The 19,144-nt window shown below is 46.3% G+C and carries 18 protein-coding genes and 1 pseudogene; all 19 read left to right on the top strand.

All coding sequences use genetic code 11. The features are described from left to right. Positions 1–67 precede the first annotated feature (67 nt). Positions 68–3,784, top strand: a complete 3,717-nt coding sequence (gene rpoB, locus V144x_RS02520; protein ID WP_144980929.1) for a DNA-directed RNA polymerase subunit beta — start codon at positions 68–70, stop codon at positions 3,782–3,784. 98 nt (positions 3,785–3,882) lie between these two features. Beyond that, positions 3,883–8,289: a DNA-directed RNA polymerase subunit beta' gene (rpoC, locus tag V144x_RS02515; protein WP_144980926.1), complete on the top strand. Its 4,407-nt coding sequence runs from the start codon at positions 3,883–3,885 to the stop codon at positions 8,287–8,289. 195 nt (positions 8,290–8,484) lie between these two features. Then, complete coding sequence (gene rpsL, locus V144x_RS02510) at positions 8,485–8,856, top strand: 30S ribosomal protein S12 (protein ID WP_144980923.1); 372 nt, start codon at positions 8,485–8,487, stop codon at positions 8,854–8,856. Between the two features lie 91 nt (positions 8,857–8,947). Further along, the gene (gene rpsG, locus V144x_RS02505) at positions 8,948–9,427 is read left to right on the top strand and encodes a 30S ribosomal protein S7 (RefSeq protein WP_144980920.1); all 480 of its coding nucleotides are present in this window, start codon (positions 8,948–8,950) and stop codon (positions 9,425–9,427) included. A gap of 256 nt (positions 9,428–9,683) precedes the next feature. Continuing rightward, positions 9,684–11,783, top strand: coding sequence for an elongation factor G (gene fusA / locus V144x_RS02500; protein WP_144980917.1), 2,100 nt, complete (start codon positions 9,684–9,686; stop codon positions 11,781–11,783). Between the two features lie 264 nt (positions 11,784–12,047). Continuing rightward, positions 12,048–12,380: a 30S ribosomal protein S10 gene (gene rpsJ, locus V144x_RS02495; RefSeq protein ID WP_002649712.1), complete on the top strand. Its 333-nt coding sequence runs from the start codon at positions 12,048–12,050 to the stop codon at positions 12,378–12,380. Positions 12,381–12,539: 159 nt separating this feature from the next. Next, on the top strand, positions 12,540–13,229 hold the full coding sequence (rplC, locus tag V144x_RS02490) for a 50S ribosomal protein L3 (RefSeq protein ID WP_144980914.1): 690 nt from the start codon (positions 12,540–12,542) through the stop codon (positions 13,227–13,229). A 55-nt stretch (positions 13,230–13,284) separates the two neighbouring features. Continuing rightward, positions 13,285–13,914 carry a 50S ribosomal protein L4 gene (gene rplD, locus V144x_RS02485; RefSeq protein ID WP_144980911.1) on the top strand — a complete coding sequence of 210 codons (630 nt, stop codon included), beginning with the start codon at positions 13,285–13,287 and terminating at the stop codon, positions 13,912–13,914. A gap of 53 nt (positions 13,915–13,967) precedes the next feature. Continuing rightward, positions 13,968–14,276, top strand: a complete 309-nt coding sequence (gene rplW, locus V144x_RS02480) for a 50S ribosomal protein L23 (RefSeq protein ID WP_144980908.1) — start codon at positions 13,968–13,970, stop codon at positions 14,274–14,276. Positions 14,277–14,358: 82 nt separating this feature from the next. Continuing rightward, positions 14,359–15,216 carry a 50S ribosomal protein L2 gene (rplB, locus tag V144x_RS02475; protein ID WP_144980905.1) on the top strand — a complete coding sequence of 286 codons (858 nt, stop codon included), beginning with the start codon at positions 14,359–14,361 and terminating at the stop codon, positions 15,214–15,216. Positions 15,217–15,274: 58 nt separating this feature from the next. After that, positions 15,275–15,541, top strand: a complete 267-nt coding sequence (gene rpsS / locus V144x_RS02470; protein WP_144980902.1) for a 30S ribosomal protein S19 — start codon at positions 15,275–15,277, stop codon at positions 15,539–15,541. A gap of 80 nt (positions 15,542–15,621) precedes the next feature. Beyond that, complete coding sequence (rplV, locus tag V144x_RS02465; protein ID WP_144980899.1) at positions 15,622–15,966, top strand: 50S ribosomal protein L22; 345 nt, start codon at positions 15,622–15,624, stop codon at positions 15,964–15,966. A gap of 85 nt (positions 15,967–16,051) precedes the next feature. Further along, positions 16,052–16,753: a 30S ribosomal protein S3 gene (rpsC, locus tag V144x_RS02460; RefSeq protein ID WP_144980896.1), complete on the top strand. Its 702-nt coding sequence runs from the start codon at positions 16,052–16,054 to the stop codon at positions 16,751–16,753. Continuing rightward, positions 16,692–17,111, top strand: a complete 420-nt coding sequence (gene rplP / locus V144x_RS02455) for a 50S ribosomal protein L16 (protein WP_144980893.1) — start codon at positions 16,692–16,694, stop codon at positions 17,109–17,111. Before rpsC ends, rplP begins: the two co-directional genes overlap by 62 nt. 91 nt (positions 17,112–17,202) lie before the next feature. Further along, a complete protein-coding gene (rpmC, locus tag V144x_RS02450) occupies positions 17,203–17,412 on the top strand; it encodes a 50S ribosomal protein L29 (RefSeq protein WP_144980890.1) in 210 nt (69 codons plus the stop codon). A 22-nt stretch (positions 17,413–17,434) separates the two neighbouring features. Beyond that, positions 17,435–17,668: pseudogene (rpsQ, locus tag V144x_RS02445) on the top strand (30S ribosomal protein S17); the annotation flags it as partial. Positions 17,669–17,782: 114 nt separating this feature from the next. Beyond that, on the top strand, positions 17,783–18,151 hold the full coding sequence (gene rplN / locus V144x_RS02440; protein WP_144980884.1) for a 50S ribosomal protein L14: 369 nt from the start codon (positions 17,783–17,785) through the stop codon (positions 18,149–18,151). 2 nt (positions 18,152–18,153) lie between these two features. Beyond that, positions 18,154–18,507, top strand: coding sequence for a 50S ribosomal protein L24 (gene rplX, locus V144x_RS02435; protein WP_144980881.1), 354 nt, complete (start codon positions 18,154–18,156; stop codon positions 18,505–18,507). Positions 18,508–18,569: 62 nt separating this feature from the next. Then, positions 18,570–19,115, top strand: a complete 546-nt coding sequence (gene rplE, locus V144x_RS02430; protein ID WP_144980878.1) for a 50S ribosomal protein L5 — start codon at positions 18,570–18,572, stop codon at positions 19,113–19,115. Positions 19,116–19,144 lie beyond the last annotated feature (29 nt).

Raw genomic sequence — 19,144 nt, 5'->3', positions numbered from 1 at the left:
GTCAACAAAATTACTTGGGCAGGGCATTTCCACATCTGGCACCAGGTAAGTAGAAAAGATCATCTTAATGCCGATTCCAGCACAGCGAACGATCCCCACTCAATCTGTGATTAACTTTGGTAAGATTGAGCATAGTTTTGAACTGTCTGATCTCACGCAGATTCAGACCTCTTCATATGCAAAATTCCTTCAGGCTGATAAATCGCCTCGCGAGCGAAAGAATCAGGGACTTGAAGAGATATTGCGTGAAGTGTTCCCCATAGAAAGTTACCAGGGACAGTACCAACTAGAGTACGTCAAATATGAGTTGGGGAAACCACGTTATACTCCGACAGAATGTCGCCAGTTGCGATTAACCTATGGTCGACCTTTCCGAGTTTGGTTGCGTCTGGTAAAAGAGCAACCGATCGAAGAAGAAGTCTATCTTGGTGATTTGCCAGTCATGATTGGTGGCGGTGAATTTATTATCAATGGTGCAGAACGTTGTATTGTGAGTCAATTGCACCGTTCACCCGGCGTCGATTTTGTGCTCAGCTCAGAACCTGGTGAGAAGAAAGAATATTCTTGCCGCGTGATTCCAGAGCGCGGTAGTTGGATCGAATTGGTTGTCGGCAAAAAAGACACTTTGGGAGTGCGTATTGACCAGAGTGGTAAATTCTCAGCCATGACTCTCCTGCGAGCGATGTCAAAAGATTATTCGTCTGACACAGATTTGGTCAAACTGTTTTATGACACCAAATCAGAAAAGATTTCCAAGGGTGCCTCCGCACAGAAACTCGTTGGAAAAATTGTTGCAGAAGACGTCGTTTATCCTGCTGGCCATGAACGCTGTGGCGAAATCATCCTGGATTGTTGCGGAACAATTACAGAAGAGTTAATTGAAGAGATCTGCGATACAGGTTTGAAAACCGTGGAAGTTGTTTCAGATGTCAATGATCTTCTCGTTCTGCAAAGTATTGCCGAAGACCCCACTTCGACGCATGAAGAAGCATTACTGCGTATCTATTCACGCTTGCGTCCTGGTAACCCACCTCAGTTAGAACGTGCCATTGATCTGTTCCGTGAGAAATTCTTTGACGTTAACCGCTATCGTCTGGGACGTGTGGGACGCTTCAGAATTAATCGGAAGTTCAAGCAGGATGTTCCCGATACTGAGATGACATTACGTGCGGAAGACTTTATCAATTCAATACGCTATCTGGTTCGATTACGTATTGGCGACAGTACCGCTTACGTTGATGACATCGACAACCTGGGTAACAGACGCTTACGTACGATTGATGAACTAGCGGCCGATGAAATTCGCAAAGGCTTCCTGAAACTCCGTCGTACCGTACAAGAACGTATGACGCAAAAAGACGTTGAAGAAATGTCTCCGCGAACACTGATCAATCCGAAAAGCGTTTCCGCGGCAATTGACTTCTTCTTTGGTCGTAGTGAATTGTCACAGGTGGTTGACCAGACGAATCCGCTGTCGATGTTAACCCACGAACGCCGCTTGAGTGCCTTGGGGCCTGGTGGTTTGAACCGTAAACGTGCCGGCTTTGAAGTTCGCGATGTACATATTTCACACTACGGGCGAATTTGCCCGATTGAAACTCCTGAAGGTACCAACATTGGTTTGATTTCCAGTTTGAGTATTTTCTCAAAAGTGGATGATTACGGATTTCTGGTCACACCTTATCGATATGTCAAAAAGGGGAAGCTCACCGATGAAGTACACTGGATGCGTGCTGATGAGGAAGCTGAAGTGCATGTCGCCCCTGCAGACACCCCGGTAGAAAATGGAAAATTTGCTGAAGATCGTGTGATGGCACGATTCCGTGATGACGTGGTATGGATCTCTGGCAACGATGTGGATTACATCGATGTCGATCCCGCACAAATGGTAGGAATTTCTGCAGGACTGATTCCCTTCCTTGAGCACGACGATGCCAACCGCGCGTTGATGGGTTCCAACATGCAACGCCAGGCCGTACCTTTATTGATCGCAGAGCCACCCTTGGTTGGTACTGGGATGGAACTCGCTGTTGCCCAGAACTCAGGTATGGTAATCCGGGCTGAGAAAGCAGGAAAAGTAACTTATGTTGACGGAAACGTTGTTGAAGTCGCTGGCAAGAAGTACTATTTGCGAAAATACGAAGGTCTTAATGAACGAACCTGTTTGAATCAGACTCCTGCGGTCAGCGTGGGAGATTCGGTGAAAAAAGGCGAGATCCTGTGTCACAGTGCTGCAGCGGCAGACGGTATGCTCTCATTGGGACGAAATGTGCTGGTTGGCTTCATGTCATGGGATGGATATAACTACGAAGACGCGATTATTCTTTCTGAACGTCTTGTGAAAGAAGATGTCTACACATCAATTCATATCGATGAATTTGATGTCGAAATTCGTGAGACCAAGCTGGGACGCGAAGAATTTACGCGTGATATTCCCAACGTCAGCGAAAAAGCATTAAGGCACATTGGTGAAGACGGGATCATCAAAGTAGGAACCCGTGTTCGCCAGGGAGACATTCTTGTCGGGAAAGTATCTCCCAAGGCGAAAGCAGAACTAACTCCAGAAGAAAAACTGCTGCATGCCATCTTTGGGCGTGCAGGGGAAGATGTGAAGAATGAATCGCTGGAAGCATCCAGTGGTGTTGAAGGCATCGTCATTCATACTGAGAAATTTGCTCGTCGGATGAGCCTTTCCGACTATGAACGCAAAAAATATGATGAAGAACTCAAGCAAGTCGAAGAACAGGGTGACCAGGAAATTGCAGCTGCGTTTCGCGAATTCTTGAAAGCCTTTGAATCTGCATTGGGGCAACCTCTGGTTGACGATGATGGACGTAAAATTCGTGAGATTACAGAAGACAAGTTCATTTCTCAATACGCCCATGATTTCTTGACACATCTTGATAATCTTGATATTCGCAGCCCACAGAAAAAAGCTGACTGTCGTGCGGTGATTGAAGAGTCATGGCCTAATCTTGAAGATGTCATCGACACCTGTGACCAAAGAGTAAACAGCATGAAACGTGGCGAGGAATTGCCAAACGGCGTGCTGCAAATGGTGAAGGTGTATGTTGCTTCAAAACGACAAATTTCTGTCGGTGACAAAATGGCGGGACGTCACGGTAATAAGGGTGTGATTTCAAAAGTATTACCCATTGAAGACATGCCATTTACTGAAGATGGTACACCCATCGACATTATGTTGAATCCGTTAGGTGTTCCCAGCCGCATGAATGTAGGACAAATTCTTGAAACCCACTTAGGCTGGGCAGCACAAAAGCATGGGTTCCGTGCTGTTTGCCCCGTGTTTGACGGTGCAATGGAATCAAAAATCCATGAGTATTTAGATACGGCTGGACTGCCTGATGACGGTAAGGCACAGCTCTATGATGGTCGTACGGGTGAACCATACGAACAGAAAACGACAGTCGGGCAGATTTATATGTTGAAACTACATCACCTCGTGGATGATAAAGTTCACGCTCGTTCGACAGGTCCTTATTCGTTGATTACACAACAGCCATTGGGTGGAAAAGCACGATTTGGTGGTCAGCGATTTGGAGAAATGGAAGTGTGGGCACTGGAAGCCTATGGTGCTGCCTATATTCTACAAGAGTTGCTGACAGTGAAGAGCGATGATGTAGAAGGTCGTACAAAGATTTATGAATCCATGGTAAATGGTGAGAACACATTAGAGGCCGGTACGCCAGCAAGCTTTGACGTACTAAACAATGAAATTCGTGGACTTGGTTTGAATCTACAACTGGAAAAGAATCCCGCTTGATACCTTGCGACAAAGGGAGTGGTGTATCAAAGGTAAAGAGTTCGTTTTCAGGATCAATGTCTGATCATAATTAGTTCAGAAAATAAGGAGCGTGCACAGTGAGTGTTGCACAGACCGCTTACGAGCGAATTAACGATTACGGTTCAGTAAAAATTGGTTTGGCCAGTCCACACGATATTCGGAGCTGGTCTTTTGGCGAAGTCAAAAAGCCAGAAACGATCAATTATCGAACATACCGACCAGAACGCGACGGTTTATTCTGTGAGCGAATTTTCGGACCTGAAAAGGACTGGGAATGTGCTTGTGGTAAATACCGTGGGATGAAATACAAAGGCATGATTTGCGACCGTTGTGGCGTCAAAGTGACTCACAGCCGCGTTCGTAGAAAACGTATGGGGCATATTGAATTAGCAGCGCCCATCGTCCACATCTGGTTCTTCAAATCGATGCCCAGCCGATTGGGTGCGTTATTGAATATGAAAACCACCTCTTTGGAAAAGGTGGTCTATTTCCAGGACTATGTTGTCACCGATCCAGGCGATACTCCTCTGGAAATGTGTCAGACCATGACTGAGGAAGAAGCGCGCCAGAATCAGGCCAAGTACGGACCTGGTGCGTTTGAAATCGAGATGGGTGCAGAGGCCATCAAAAAACTTCTTATGAATCTGAACCTCGTAGAGCTTTCAGAGCAGCTTCGTAAAGACCTGTTTGAAACTGCGAGTCAACAGAAACGCAAAGACTATATCAAGCGCTTGAAAATTGTTGAGTCCTTACGGGATAGTGACAACCGACCGGAATGGATGGTCCTGGAAGTGATTCCGGTGATTCCGCCAGACTTGCGTCCGCTGGTTCTTCTGGACTCAGGTAACTTTGCAACCAGTGACTTAAACGACCTTTATCGAAGAATTATTAATCGAAACAATCGATTAAAAAAACTGGTTGATTTAAATGCTCCCGAAGTCATCGTTCGTAATGAAAAACGAATGTTGCAGCAGTCTGTCGATGCCTTATTTGACAACAACCGCTGTAAGCGCCCTGTACTTGGTTCCTCTAACCGTCCACTGAAATCCCTGACCGATATGATCAAGGGAAAGCAAGGGCGTTTCCGCGAAAACCTGCTCGGAAAACGTGTCGACTACTCGGCACGAAGTGTGATTGTGGTTGGTCCTGAGCTGAAGCTTCACCAATGTGGACTTCCCAAGAAAATCGCATTAGAACTCTTTCAGCCATTTATCATCCGTCGTTTGAAAGACAGCGGTCACGCTGACACGATCAAGTCGGCCAAAAGAATGCTGGAACGCAAAGATGAAGATGTGTGGGATATTCTGGATGAAGTGATTCAGAACCATCCCGTGCTTCTAAACCGCGCTCCCACTTTACACCGTATGGGAATTCAGGCATTTGAGCCGATCCTTGTTGAAGGTAATGCCATTCGAATCCACCCTCTTGTTTGTACCGGATTCAATGCCGACTTTGACGGTGACCAGATGGCGGTCCACTTGCCATTGTCGATTGAAGCGCAGGTAGAAGCAACGACATTGATGCTGGCAACGAATAATATCTTTAGTCCTTCCGATGGAGCACCGATTATTCGTCCTTCGCAGGATATCGTGATGGGTTGCTACTACCTTACGCTAAAGAAAACGGAGCGACGTGGAGAAGGGATGATCTTCTCCAGTGTGGGTGAAGTGCATGCTGGATTCCAGCAAGGTAAATTAGATCGACACGCAATTATCAAAGTGCGCATGCCCTCGGATCGACGGATCAAAGGGGATGGCGCCGATAATTATAAAATGGGAGGTTTAATTGAAACGACGGTAGGACGCGTTATTTTCAACGACATCCTGCCTAAGAAAATGGCCTTCTATAACCTGACCATGAAAGGTCGTGATCTTTCAAATGTGATTTCTGACTGCTATCTGGAATTGGGTCGACGCGAAACGATTAACCTGCTCGACAAAATGAAGGAAACCGGTTTCCGGGAATCAACGTTGAGTGGTCTTTCTTTTGCAACAAGCGATTTGAAAACAGCACCCAACAAAGCAAAAGTGATTTCCGACTCAGAAAAAACGGTACTGCAAAAAACCAAGCTTTATGAGCGTGGTTTGATTACATCAGAAGAACGCTATAACCAGGTTCTTGATACCTGGACACACGCACGTGAATTAATCACGAATTCCATGATGCATGAACTGGAAAATGATTATCGGGACGAAGGTCGCTATGTGAACCCCATTTACCTGATGTCGAATTCTGGTGCCCGTGGTGGTATCGAACAGATGCGCCAATTGGGTGGTATGCGTGGACTGATGGCCAAGCCGAGTGGTGAGATCATCGAAACTCCCATTAAGGCGAATTTCCGTGAAGGGCTGACCGTTCTGGAATATTTCAGCTCGACTCACGGTGCACGTAAAGGACTGGCTGACACAGCATTGAAAACCGCCGATAGTGGTTACCTTACTCGTAAACTCGCCGACATTTGTCAAAACGTGGTTGTCACAGAACATGATTGTGGTACTGCTCAAGGCATGACTCGTGGAGTTGTCTATCGAGGTGAAAAAGTCGAAATGAGTTTGACCGACGCGATTCGTGGTCGTGTCAGTCGTACCAATATCGTCGACCCAATTACCGACGAAGTGATCGTACGAGAAAATGAACTGATTACTGTGGACATTGCCCGTCGCATTGAAGAAATGGGGCTGGAAAAAATTCAGGTTCGCAGCCCGATGACTTGTGAATCCTCATTAGGTATCTGCCGACTCTGTTACGGTATGGACCTCTCCACAGGCTCACTCGTAGAAGAAGGCCTGGCAGTGGGAATCATCGCCGCACAAAGTGTGGGTGAACCTGGAACTCAGTTGACAATGCGTACCTTCCACATTGGTGGAACAGCTTCTCGTGAAGTGGAAGAAAACGAAATCCGCACGCGTCGTTCCGGTAAAGCGACATTCGCCCGTATTCGATCGGTTGTGAATAGCGAAGGTCTGAGCGTGGTGCTGACGCGAAATGGTGAAGTGGTGATTAACGATCCTAAAGGTCGTGAATTGGAACGTTATACCATTCCTAACGGTGCGACTCTGATGGTGAATGAAGGTGACGAGCTTGATGAAGGTCAAGTCATCTGTCAATGGGACCCACACTCGATTTCCATTCTGGCGGAAGTAGGCGGGCGTGTTCGATTTGAAGAGTGTGTCGAAGGCAAAACCATTCGAACTGACAAAGACCCCAGTGGTCACATTCGTCGTTCTATAATTGAGCATAAAGGCGAATTGCATCCGCAGATTATCATCGAAGATGGTACAGGCAAGATTTTGGACTTCTATTATCTTCCTGAAAAGGCAAGCCTTGAAGTGGAAGAAGGACAACAAATTACCGCAGGTACTGTCGTCGCTAAAAACCCACGTGAATCTTCGGGTACTCAAGACATTACTGGTGGTCTGCCTCGTGTGACTGAGCTGTTTGAAGCACGTCGCCCCAAAGATCCATCCGTTTTGGCGGAAATCGATGGTGAAGTCGAATTTGTGCCTGAGAAGAAACGCGGCAAGCGAATTGTGATTGTTCGCGGCGAAGATGGAACCGAAGTCGAACACGTGATTCCCCACGGTAAGCACTTATTAGTCCATGCCGGCGACCTCGTAAAAGCCGGCGATGCTTTGGTTCGTGGCCCGCTTGTTCCACACGATATTTTGCGTGTCAGTGGAACCGAAGCCGTTCAGCAATACCTGCTGCACGAAATTCAAAATGTGTACCGTGCTCAACGTGTGACAATTGATGACAAGCATCTGGAAATCATTATTTCCCGCATGTTAAGCAAAGTACTTGTCGAAGATGTGGGCGATACGAACTTGTTGCCGGGAATTGTGCTCGATAAACTGACTTTCCAGAAGATCAATGAAGAAACCATTGCTTGTGTGAAAGTGGTTGACTCTGGTGACACTGACTTCCAGCCAGATGACCTGGTGCCACTCTCAACCATTGAAGAAGTAAATGCACAAGTGGAACTTGCCGGACAGGCTCCAGCCAGTTTTACAAAACCTAAGCCAGCGTCTGCCAGTTCGCAGCTCCTTGGTATTACGAAAGCATCAGTGCAAAGTGAAAGCTTCATCTCGGCAGCCAGCTTCCAGGAAACAACGAAGGTACTTACCGAAGCTGCACTTGGTGGTCGCGTTGACTACCTTGTAGGCTTAAAAGAAAATGTCATTTTAGGTCACCTGGTACCAGCGGGAACAGGTTTCTATCAACACCAGACTGCTGAAGTTCGGATTCGCCCAGAGGCGTTAGAAGAATTAAAGGCAGAAAAAGAACGGATTCTGGCAGCTCGTATGAGCCTGTTGAATGAAGTCCAGCCTGACAAACCGGTACCATTGGGTGGCGGTCAGGAGGACATCCCACTAGGTGGTGGTCAAGATGCTGCTGAATTCAGTAGTGAAGGTGGGGTTGAAGCTCCTATGGAAAACACACCCCCCAGCCCCAACCCATTTGATGATGAGTTGAAGTCAAGTTGAACTCATTCCCTGTGAGAAGTGTCTTACAGCAGAACCGTAAATGGACTCAGCGTGAGACTTGACGGATGCAGTAAGGCGGGATACATTGTCCCGTTCCTATTGCTGGCAATAGAACTAGCTTGGATAAAATTAGTGGCCATTTGTATATAATATATTTACTGACGTTTCAGATTTGAGTGAAGATGGGTTGTCTCAATGCCAACAATTAACCAGTTGATTCGTAAACCGAGAAAAAAGCCAGTTTCCAAGAGTAAAACTCCCCTGCTGGAGGGTTGCCCTCAGAAGCGCGGTGTGTGTTTACAGGTCAAAACGGTAACTCCTAAAAAGCCAAACTCCGCCTTGCGTAAAGTCGCTCGTGTACGACTTTCAAATGGAAAAGAGCTGACAGCCTATATTCCTGGAGAAGGTCACAACCTGCAGGAACACTCGATTGTTCTGGTACGCGGTGGTCGTGTTCGTGACTTGCCTGGTGTTCGCTATAAAGTGATCCGCGGAGTACTTGACACCCTTGGTGTGAATGACCGCCGTCAGGCACGTAGTCGCTATGGTACAAAACGCCCCAAATAGGCGTTCTTTAATATTCGATTTTCAAGTATTTGATTACATTCAGTCAGTGCTCAGTTCGGGCATTGAAATTAAAGTCAGAGGAATTGTAGGAATGGGCAAGAAGTTTACAGCCAGTGCATCACAGCTCAAGCCAGATCCACGGTTTAATTCACTGTTGGCTTCAAAGTTTGTGAATTGCCTGATGCATGATGGCAAAAAAAGTGTTGCTCAAAACGTTTTTTATGCTGCCTTGGACCGCATCAAGGAACGTGTACCAGACGAGGAACCGATTGAAGTTTTCACACAAGCTGTTGAGAATGTGAAGCCAGGTATTGAAGTTCGTTCAAAACGAGTTGGGGGAGCCACGTATCAGGTTCCTACTCCCGTGAATCCGAAACGACAGCAAACTCTGGCAATTCGCTGGATTTTGGCTGCGATTCGCGCTAAAAAAGGACGCCCTATGGACGTTCGACTCGCTGACGAGATTTTGTCTGCTCACAAGCGAGAAGGTACTGCAATGACAACACGCGAGAACATCCATCGAATGGCTGAAGCGAACAAAGCATTTGCTCACTTCGCCTTCTCTCGCTAAGGTAGTTTTTAAGATCATTCGGACGCACTGGTATGGCTTTCAGCCAATACTTCGTGCGTCTTTTTTTGTTGGTAGAGTGCGATGTATCTATAACGCGTCCAATTTAACCGTAGCGGCTCCAAAGCGATGACATGAGGCCCAAACACTCCTGGAGACACTACAAAAAACCTGGACACAGGCTAGTCCCGGCAGAATGGTTTGTGTTTAATAGAAACGCTACTACGAGATGATTTTACAGACAGGATTGTAGAATAAGATGTCAGCTTCAACAGAGAAAATCAGAAACATCGGAATCATTGCCCATATTGACGCGGGTAAGACAACAACTTCCGAGAGAATCTTGTTTTACACCGGCTCATCACATCGCATGGGAAATGTCGATGAAGGAACGACCATTACCGATTTTGATGAAGAAGAAGCCAAGCGGGGCATCACGATCTACTCCGCTGCGATTAGCTGCCAATGGAAAGACTACTCGATCAATATCATTGATACCCCCGGGCATGTTGACTTTACAGCCGAGGTAGAACGCAGCCTGCGTGTACTCGATGGCGCTGTGGTCGTCTTTAGCGCCATGGAGGGAGTCGAAGCACAAAGCGAGACAGTCTGGCGACAGGCCGATAAATATAATGTGCCCCGCATTTGCTTCATTAATAAGATGGATCGTATCGGCGCAAGTTTTGAACGCACCTTTCAAGAAATTGAAAAAAGGCTTGGTGCCAAACCAGTGGCAATGCAAATTCCCATCGGTGAAGGCTCGACCTCTGCCGATGACTCCTTCCAGGGAATCATCGATTTAATCAAAATGCAGGCTCTGTATTACGATGCCGACTCCAAAGGTTCCCAATTTGAAGCCAAAGAGATTCCGGAATCCTATCTGGAACGAGCCCAGGAATGGCGGGGAAAGCTACTCGAATCTGTTGCCGAACTGGATGACGAAATTCTTGAGCAATATTATGAAACTGAAGAGATTGCCGAGGCAGACATCCTGCGGCTACTGAGAATTGCCGCACTCAAGGGAGACTTACAACCAACGTATTGTGGCTCTTCATTGAATTATATCGGAGTGCAGCCAGTCCTGGATGCCGTGGGGAACTACCTCCCAAGCCCACTGGACCGACCACCTGTGAAAGGAATTAATCCTCAACCCAAAAAGAGAGGCGGCAAGGCAGGCGAGTCCGAATCAAGAGGCCCCTCAGTCGATGAGCCGATGTGTGGACTGGTCTTTAAAATTCAAGCAGATAAACATGGTGATTTATGTTTCATGCGGGTCTATTCCGGCCAACTGAAAAGTGGAAGTCGCCTGTTAAATGCCCGGACGGGTAAGAAAGAATTAATCAGCCAGCTTTGGCGCGTCCACGCTGACTCGCGTGAGAAAGTTGAGACGGACTGCATTGATGCAGGCGATATCGCTGGTGTCATAGGCCCGAAAGAAGCCGTTACCGGAGACACTCTGTGTGATATTCGACATCCCATTCTCCTGGAAAGCATCTCGTTCCCGGAAACAGTGATCTCGATGGCAGTCGAACCCGAGTCCAGCGCTGACCGAAAAAAACTGGAAGAAACACTACAGAAACTAGCCAGACAAGACCCTACCTTCAAAGCCACCCCCAATGAGGAAACAGGGCAAACCATTGTTTCCGGAATGGGAGAACTGCATCTTGAAGTGTTACGAAATCGGATGCAGAAAGAATTCAACCTGAGTATTCGTGTGCATAAACCACGCGTCAGTTATCGTGAAACAGTATCGAAGGCCGTTGAGAAAGTAGTGGAATTCAGCCGCCCTTCTGCAGGAGGGAATCTTTATTTCAAGGTAAAACTAAGACTGGAGCCCTTTAAAGGGGATTCTTCCGTTTCCATTATCAGCAATCTGAAACCAGGCGAATTGGACCCAGCCTTCGAAAAAACAATGCTGGAAACATTGAAAATGGGGCTGGAGGGAGGCGGGCAGGTTGGCTTCCCTTTATTGAATGTGCAGTTTGTGATCATTGATGCCCAAACCAGAGAGGGAGAAACGACCGACGTCGCTGTAGAAGCTGCAGTATCCGAAGCTCTGCATGGCTGCATCATGGACGCCCAAATTCAGCTACTAGAACCAATCATGAAAATGGAGGTGGTCACTCCTGATGAATTCCGTGGAAATATCCAAGCTGATCTTAGCGCACGAAATGCCGCTGTGTTAAACACGGAATGGCGAAGTGATCTGTGTGTGATGGAAGTGGAAGCGCCATTATCACAACTTTTTGGTTATTCCACCCAAATTCGTAGCCTTTCTCAGGGAAGAGCTTCCTTCTCAATGGAACCGTTAAAGTATGCCCCTGCCCCACCAAGCGTTTTAAAAGAGATGATTGGATAATCTTGAAGATTTCCCGCCTTCATCGCTTGGTATCTGTCAGCAGAACGGGTAACGTATCTCTTCGTTGAATGTGGACTTAAGTTCTCATTTGAACACTGCATGGTAAGCGTTCTCTACGAGAATGTCAGAATTTGAAAAAAAGCGTTTTAAGCGTTCTTCAGGTTGTTGACAAGCGAAGAGGGTCTCATTACTATTGCTCGCTTCCTTGCACGGAGAAGGTCTCTAAGCAGGGTGAGAATCTTATTTTAGAGAAGGAAATGATTGGTGGCCGTTGCGAGTCAAGAGCGAATTAGAATTCGCATGGAAGCTTATGATCACTCCGTTTTGGATCAGTCAGCAGCAGATATTGTTGATACAGCCAAACGAACTGGTGCGATCGTGCATGGCCCCATTCCGTTGCCCACACGGATTGAACGTTACACGGTTCTTAAAGGACCGCACATTGACAAAAAATCGCGTGAGCAATTTGAAATTCGAACTCATAAGCGTTTGGTAGATATTTTGTCTCCTACAGGTAAAACAATTGATGCTTTGAATAAATTATCATTGCCTGCAGGAGTTGATATTAAAATTAAGGCGTCCGCTGGCGGAAACTAGTCTTTTTCAGTTTTCGTTATGATGCTCGCAGGTCTGGCAATCGTCAGGTTTGCTTGATTGGTTAGGGATCCAGCGTTTGCTGGTAATGCTATGCTTCTGGCTGTTCTGTGCGATCAGATTTCATAGAAGCTTTGTTCCCGTTATTTAAGGGTGATGAGTATGCCTGTCGGTCTACTGGGTAAAAAGGTCGGAATGACGCAAGTTTATGATGATGGGGTAATGGTTCCTGTCACTGTAATACAGGCTGGGCCTTGTCATGTCCTGCAGGTGCGTACGGTAGACACCGATGGCTATGAAGCGGTTCAGGTTGGTTTTGAAGATAAGCCTCGCCGCCTGTCTGCCCGTAGCGAGCGTGGACATGTGGCATCGCTTGACAGCAAGCGACAAAAAAAACTAAGTGAATCAGGTGTTGCTGCTGCTGAGAAAGCGGGCTGTGAACCCAAACGATTTATCCGTGAGTTCCGAACTGATGGTGAAGATCATGGTTGTGCTGTTGGAAATGAATTGAACGTCTCTTTATTTTCCGATGTGGCATTCATTGATGTTATTGGCACCAGTAAGGGGCGTGGTTTTGCTGGGGTGATGAAGAGACATAATTTTGCTGGCCAACGTGCGACCCATGGTGTAAAGCGAGTTCATCGCCACGGTGGTTCCATTGGTCAGAGTGCAGACCCTTCCCGTGTGATGAAGGGAACCCGCATGGGTGGTCGATATGGTGGCAAGCAGATTACTGTAAGGCATTTGAAGGTTGTGCGTGTTGACGAGGAGAATAATCTTCTCCTGGTACGGGGGGCAGTGCCGGGACCCAATGGTGGAAACCTGGTCATTCGCCATACCAATAAGTATTAGTTCTTTTGAGTGTTTGAGGTAATCAGGTAGTTCTGCCTTAATAAATGGTGTCAAAATGATTTCTGTTGCAATTCAAGATAAAGCTGGCAAAGAAGTTGGCAAATATGAGTTCGAAGCTACCGAATTGGCGGGTGGCATCAATCGTCAATTGCTACACGATGTAGTAGTGATGTATGAGGCGAATAAAAGAATTGGTTCTTCCAAAACCAAAACCCGTGGTGAAGTGAGAGGCAGTACAGCAAAGTTGTATCGCCAAAAGGGAACAGGCCGTGCTCGTGCCGGTTCTTCTCGCACACCCGTACGTCGAGGTGGTGGTCATACATTTGCCAAGAGACCCAAAGACTGGTCATATCGTCTGCCCAAAAAAGCGGTAAAGCTGGCAACACGTATGGCCATTTTAAGTAAATTTGAAGATGAGCAAGTGACGCTCATTGATGAATTAGCAATGGAAGTGCCCAAGACTAAAGAAGTCACAAGCGTACTGAAAGCACTGGGATTGTCTGAGACCAGCTGTTTGCTGACGATCGACCAGCATGATCCTGTTGTCTGGAAGTCTGCTCGAAATATTGAGAAAGTTCAGGTCTCACCGGCTGCTGATTTGAATGCTTATGACATTCTACATCAACGGCAAATGGTTTTGACCAAGTCTGCCTTAGACCGCTTACTTGGCCGGTCTGAAGGTTAATTTAACGCGATTTGTAGTTTAATATTCCAGTTTGGATATCGAGGTTAGTTGTCATGTCGGATGGTTTAAAAAAAGGCGTTCAACTGAAGCCGTATCAGGTCGTCATCCGGCCATTGGTTACAGAAAAAGGGACTCACCTGTCTGAGTCTTATAATTCATATACGTTCGTTGTTGATAAGTCTGCTACAAAAACAGACATTAAGAATGCGGTTTCTGATTTGTGGAATGTGCGTGTTGTTTCAGTTCGCACTCAAAACAGAATCGGAAAACCGCGTCGACATAAACACAAAATTGGTTATACCAAATCGTGGAAAAAGGCAATTGTCGAACTTCACGAAGATGATCGAATTTCGTTCTTCTAAAAACGTGTTTTGTGTCGAGTTTGACTTAAAGATTTTTTTAATGATTGGTTTCAAAACCAAACATATTTCGAGGGGATAAATTATGGGAATCCGATACTACAAGCCAACGACACCAGGTCGGCGTGGTGCATCGGTGAGCGATTTTGCAGCGATCACTGATCGTAGAAAAGCTCCTGAGAAATCCCTGGTTAAGCGATACAAGAAAAAGGGGGGACGAAATAATCAAGGAGTGATCACAGCACGCCACCGTGGTGGTGGTCACAAGCGAATGTATCGTATGATTGATTTTCGTCGCAATAAAGATGGTGTACCTGCCAAGGTAAACGGTATTGAGTACGATCCCAACCGATCTGCTCGAATCGCACTATTACATTATGCGGATGGTGAAAAACGATATATTCTTGCTCCAGAAGGTCTAACTGCTGGAGACACTGTCATCAGCGGAGAGAAAGTAGAACCAAACACTGGTAATTGCATGACTTTAGCAAGTATGCCACTTGGTTCAATCATTCATAATATAGAAATGCAACCAGGCCGTGGAGGGCAGCTCTGTCGTAGTGCAGGCACCTCAGCTGTGTTGAATGCACGTGAAGAAAACTGGGCTCAGATTACTCTGCCTTCGGGAGAAGTCAGACGTGTTCCCAGCTCTTGTCGCGCCACGCTCGGTGAAATTGGCAATTCGGAACATACTAAAATCGTCTTGGGTAAAGCAGGTCGTAAGCGATGGATGGGGCGACGCCCTCACGTTCGTGGAACCTGTATGAACCCGGTTGCTCACCCGATGGGTGGGGGTGAAGGTCGAAACTCAGGAGGCCGTCATCCTTGTAGCCCAACTGGTAAGCTTGCCAAAGGTGGTAAAACACGAAAGAAAAGAAAAGCTTCTTCCAAAGCCATCATCAGACGTCGTAAGTCACGTCGTTATGGCCAGTTGAAGCTCTGAGAAAATAGTTTGATTTTAAAAGTTTAAATATCGTTTTCGATAATTGAGGACAAGTTTTATGGGTCGCTCACTGAAAAAAGGGCCTTATGTTGATGTAAAGCTTCTCAAAAAGATTGAGAAGCTGAACGAATCGGGTAAAAAAGAATCGATTAAGACATGGGCTCGGGCTTCAACCATTGCTCCGGAATTTGTAGGCCACACATTCCTGGTGCATAATGGGCGCGCTCACTTAAGCGTATATGTTACCGAAGAAATGGTAGGGCATAAATTGGGTGAATTTTCCCAGACCCGCACCTTTCGCGGCCATACCGCTAAGAAGAAATAAACGTTTTTGTTTGTTGTTATTACGACTGTGACAGTCGATAACGTATAAGAATTATGCAATAGTGAAGTGGAGTAATTGTCATGGGACAAGTTCGAGCAACACATAAATTTGCACGAATTTCAGCAACGAAAGTTCGTCCTTTTGCGGATCTGGTTCGAGGAATGACAACTTCCGAAGGTTTGGATTCTTTAAAGTATCTTCCAAACCGAGGAGCACGTTTTCTCGAAAAAGTCATCAAAAGTGCGGTCGCCAATGCTGAAGACAAAGGTGCCCGTAATGTTGAGGGTCTGAAGATTACAGAAGCACGCGTTGATGGCGGGCCGATGTTCAAGCGGATTCAGCCCCGTGCCAGAGGTATGGCATATACCATCAGACGCCGAATGTCACACATTCATATTGCAATTGAAGCACCAGAGCTTCCTTAAACCTAATACACTATTTTGATTGTTGATTTGTCAACGTCTTAACTCATCATATTCAAACTGAACTACTTAAAGGATAACCTGAATCATGGGGCAAAAAGTTCGACCAACCGGATTTCGAATCGGCGTGGTAGAAGACTGGAGAAGTCGCTGGTATGCCTCCAAGAAAGATTTTGGGGCACTGTTGGTTGAAGACCAGAAAGTCCGTAAATTTATTCAAACGAAGTATAAGTTTGCCGGTATTCCTAAAGTCGAGATCGAACGAACTCGCGATCAGGTTGTGGTACACTTATTTACGGCTCGCCCCGGAATTATTATTGGTCGTAAGGGACAGGAAGTTGACCGGTTAAAAGCAGAACTGGAAGACCTGACCGGTCGCCGTATGGAATTGAAGATTATTGAAGTTGATAATGCACTGCAAAGTGCAGCATTAGTTGCGGAAGATATCGCTCAGCAATTATCGAAGCGCGGTAGCTTTCGTCGCACAATTAAACGTGCCCTGGACCAGGTAATGGAAACGGGCGTTCATGGAATTAAAATCGAGCTTTCAGGTCGATTGGGTGGAGCAGAAATGTCGCGGCGTGAAAAAGCAAGCCGTGGCTCAATTCCACTCTCGACTTTGCAACGACATGTTGACTACGGATTCCGCGAGGCACACACCACCTTCGGAGTCATCGGAGTGAAAGTTTGGATCGACCTTGGTGATTATTCAGATGAGGAGAATCGCGATGGCGCTAATGCCAAAGCGGGTCAAGCACCGCAAAAGCCAAAGAGGGCGCATAAAAGGTAATGCGACACGTGGTAACACTGTTGCCTTTGGTGAATGGGGCTTACAATCTCTGGATCCTGGGCACATAGCAGCAAATACCATTGAAGCTTGCCGTATTGCAGCAACACAATATGTTCGAGGTGAAGGTAAACTTTATATCCGCATCTTTCCTCAGAAGTCGGTTACATCCCGTCCTCTGGAGACCCGTATGGGTAAAGGAAAAGGGGAGCCGGATCACTGGGTTGCCGTCATTAAGCCGGGCACAGTGTTGTTTGAATTATCGGGAGTTTCGAAAGAGGCAGCAAAACGTTGTTTTGCACGTGTCGCACATAAGCTACCAGTGAATGTCAGGTTGGTCGAACGCCGCCCTTCCATTTGATCTGGTTAATGTCAAGTTATTGAAATTTTTATCACTTTAGTCCTGTCTTACCCTTTTGGGTCAGACTGCAAAACATCATTGGGTTTGACTGATGACCAAAGCGAGTGAATTACGAGAGATGAATGACGAGCAATTATCATTCGCTCTGCAGGAAACACAAAAAGAGTTGTTTCAGTTGCGGTTTCAAGCGGCAACTGAAAGGCTTGATGCACCGAGTAACATCAAGCGACTAAGACGTGAAATTGCACGAATCCAGACAATTCAGCGTGAGCGTGACTTAAGTCTGCAAAAGAATGCTTAATGAGGCTCGTTGAGGAAATTAAATGCGAAAAATATTAACAGGCACCGTGGCTAGCGCCAAAATGGATAAAACGTTACGGGTGGAAATCCAAAGACGATATCGTCATCCGATGTACGGAAAGACTGTTCGCGGCCGTACGGTGTGCCATGTTCATGATGAAAAAAATGAAGCACAGGAAGGGGACACTGTCGAGATTATCGAAAGTCGTCCACGTTCCAAAACAAAGCGTTGGGATATGATCCGAGTTGTGGAGAAGAAGAAAGACTAAACGTCTTTCGTAGATTGACCGCGATTTGGTGTTTTTTAGTTGTACAAAGTTTAAAGATAAGGTTTACCTCATCTTTTGGGTTGATAAGGAACAGGCAAAGCCATGATTCAGATGCAAACTGATCTGGATGTGTGTGATAATTCAGGGGCCAAAGTAGCGCGCTGCATTAAAGTGCTGGGTGGTACTGGACGCCGGACCGCTGAAGTCGGCGACGTGATTGTCGTCAGTATCCAGAAGACGCTGGCTGGTAGTACCATCAAAAAAGGCCAGGTCGTACGTGGTGTGATTGTCCGCACAAAGTATCCTTGTCGTCGCGATGATGGAAGCTATGTAAGATTTGACAGTAATGCGATGGTCTTACTAGATGGTGAGGGAAATCCTCGAGGAACACGTATTTTTGGCGCAGTGGCCCGTGAACTTCGAGAACGCAAATACATGAAAATTATTAGTCTGGCAAACGAGGTAGTCTGACAATGAAGATACGACGTGGCGATTCTGTGATCGTAATCACCGGAGCAGATGCAGGCGATACACCTCGACGTGTGTTGAACGTAGTAGATGGTGGTAAAAAAATAACAGTAGAAAATGTGAATCGTGTGTTTAAGCACGTAAAGCGCGGGCATCCCAAAAGTCCCCAGGGTGGACGATTGGAAGTGGAAATGCCCATCGATACTTCGAATGTGAAATTTTATTGTGAAGCATGTAGTGCACCGACCCGCGTTGGTTATCGTTACACCAAAGATGGCAGCAAAGAACGGTTCTGTAAATCTTGCAGTGCATCAGTGGGGACAATCAGCCCCGCGAAAGCAAAGTATCAGCAACAATAATCAGATTTTGTAGTTTACAGTAAGGAAGGTTCTCCGCAGCTCGGTTAACCTGAAACAAAACAATGGCAACACCAACACTATTAAAACAATATCGTGAAGAGATTGTTCCCACGTTGAAAGAAAAACTGGGACGAACCAATATTCATTCGCTGCCACAAATTGAAAAAGTTGTGATCAGCATGGGTGTTGGTGCCGCAAATCAAGATCGAAAACGACTTGGTGAGGTTGCGGACCATTTAACTCTTTTAGCTGGCCAGAAATCACAAATCACACGTGCTCGTAAGTCCGTTGCTGGATTTAAATTACGTGAAGGGCAGGAAATTGGCTGTCGGGTGACTTTAAGGGGCACTCGCATGTATGAATTTCTGGAACGCCTGATTTCACTTGCTTTACCGCGTGTACGTGACTTTCGAGGGGTAAATCCCAAAGCCTTCGATGGTGCTGGGAATTACAGCCTGGGTTTAAATGAGCAAATGGTTTTCCTGGAAATTGATCCGGATTCAGTACATTATACACAAGGCATGAATATTACGATTGTGACTACGGCTTCGAACAATGAAGAGGGGCTTCTGTTGTTAACCGAATTCGGAATGCCATTTCGTAAGTAGTCAAAAATTTTAAAACATCAACCATAAAG

This window comes from Gimesia aquarii (genome assembly GCF_007748195.1).
GTDB lineage: Bacteria > Planctomycetota > Planctomycetia > Planctomycetales > Planctomycetaceae > Gimesia > Gimesia aquarii.
This window is presented reverse-complemented; position numbering and strand designations above follow the sequence as displayed.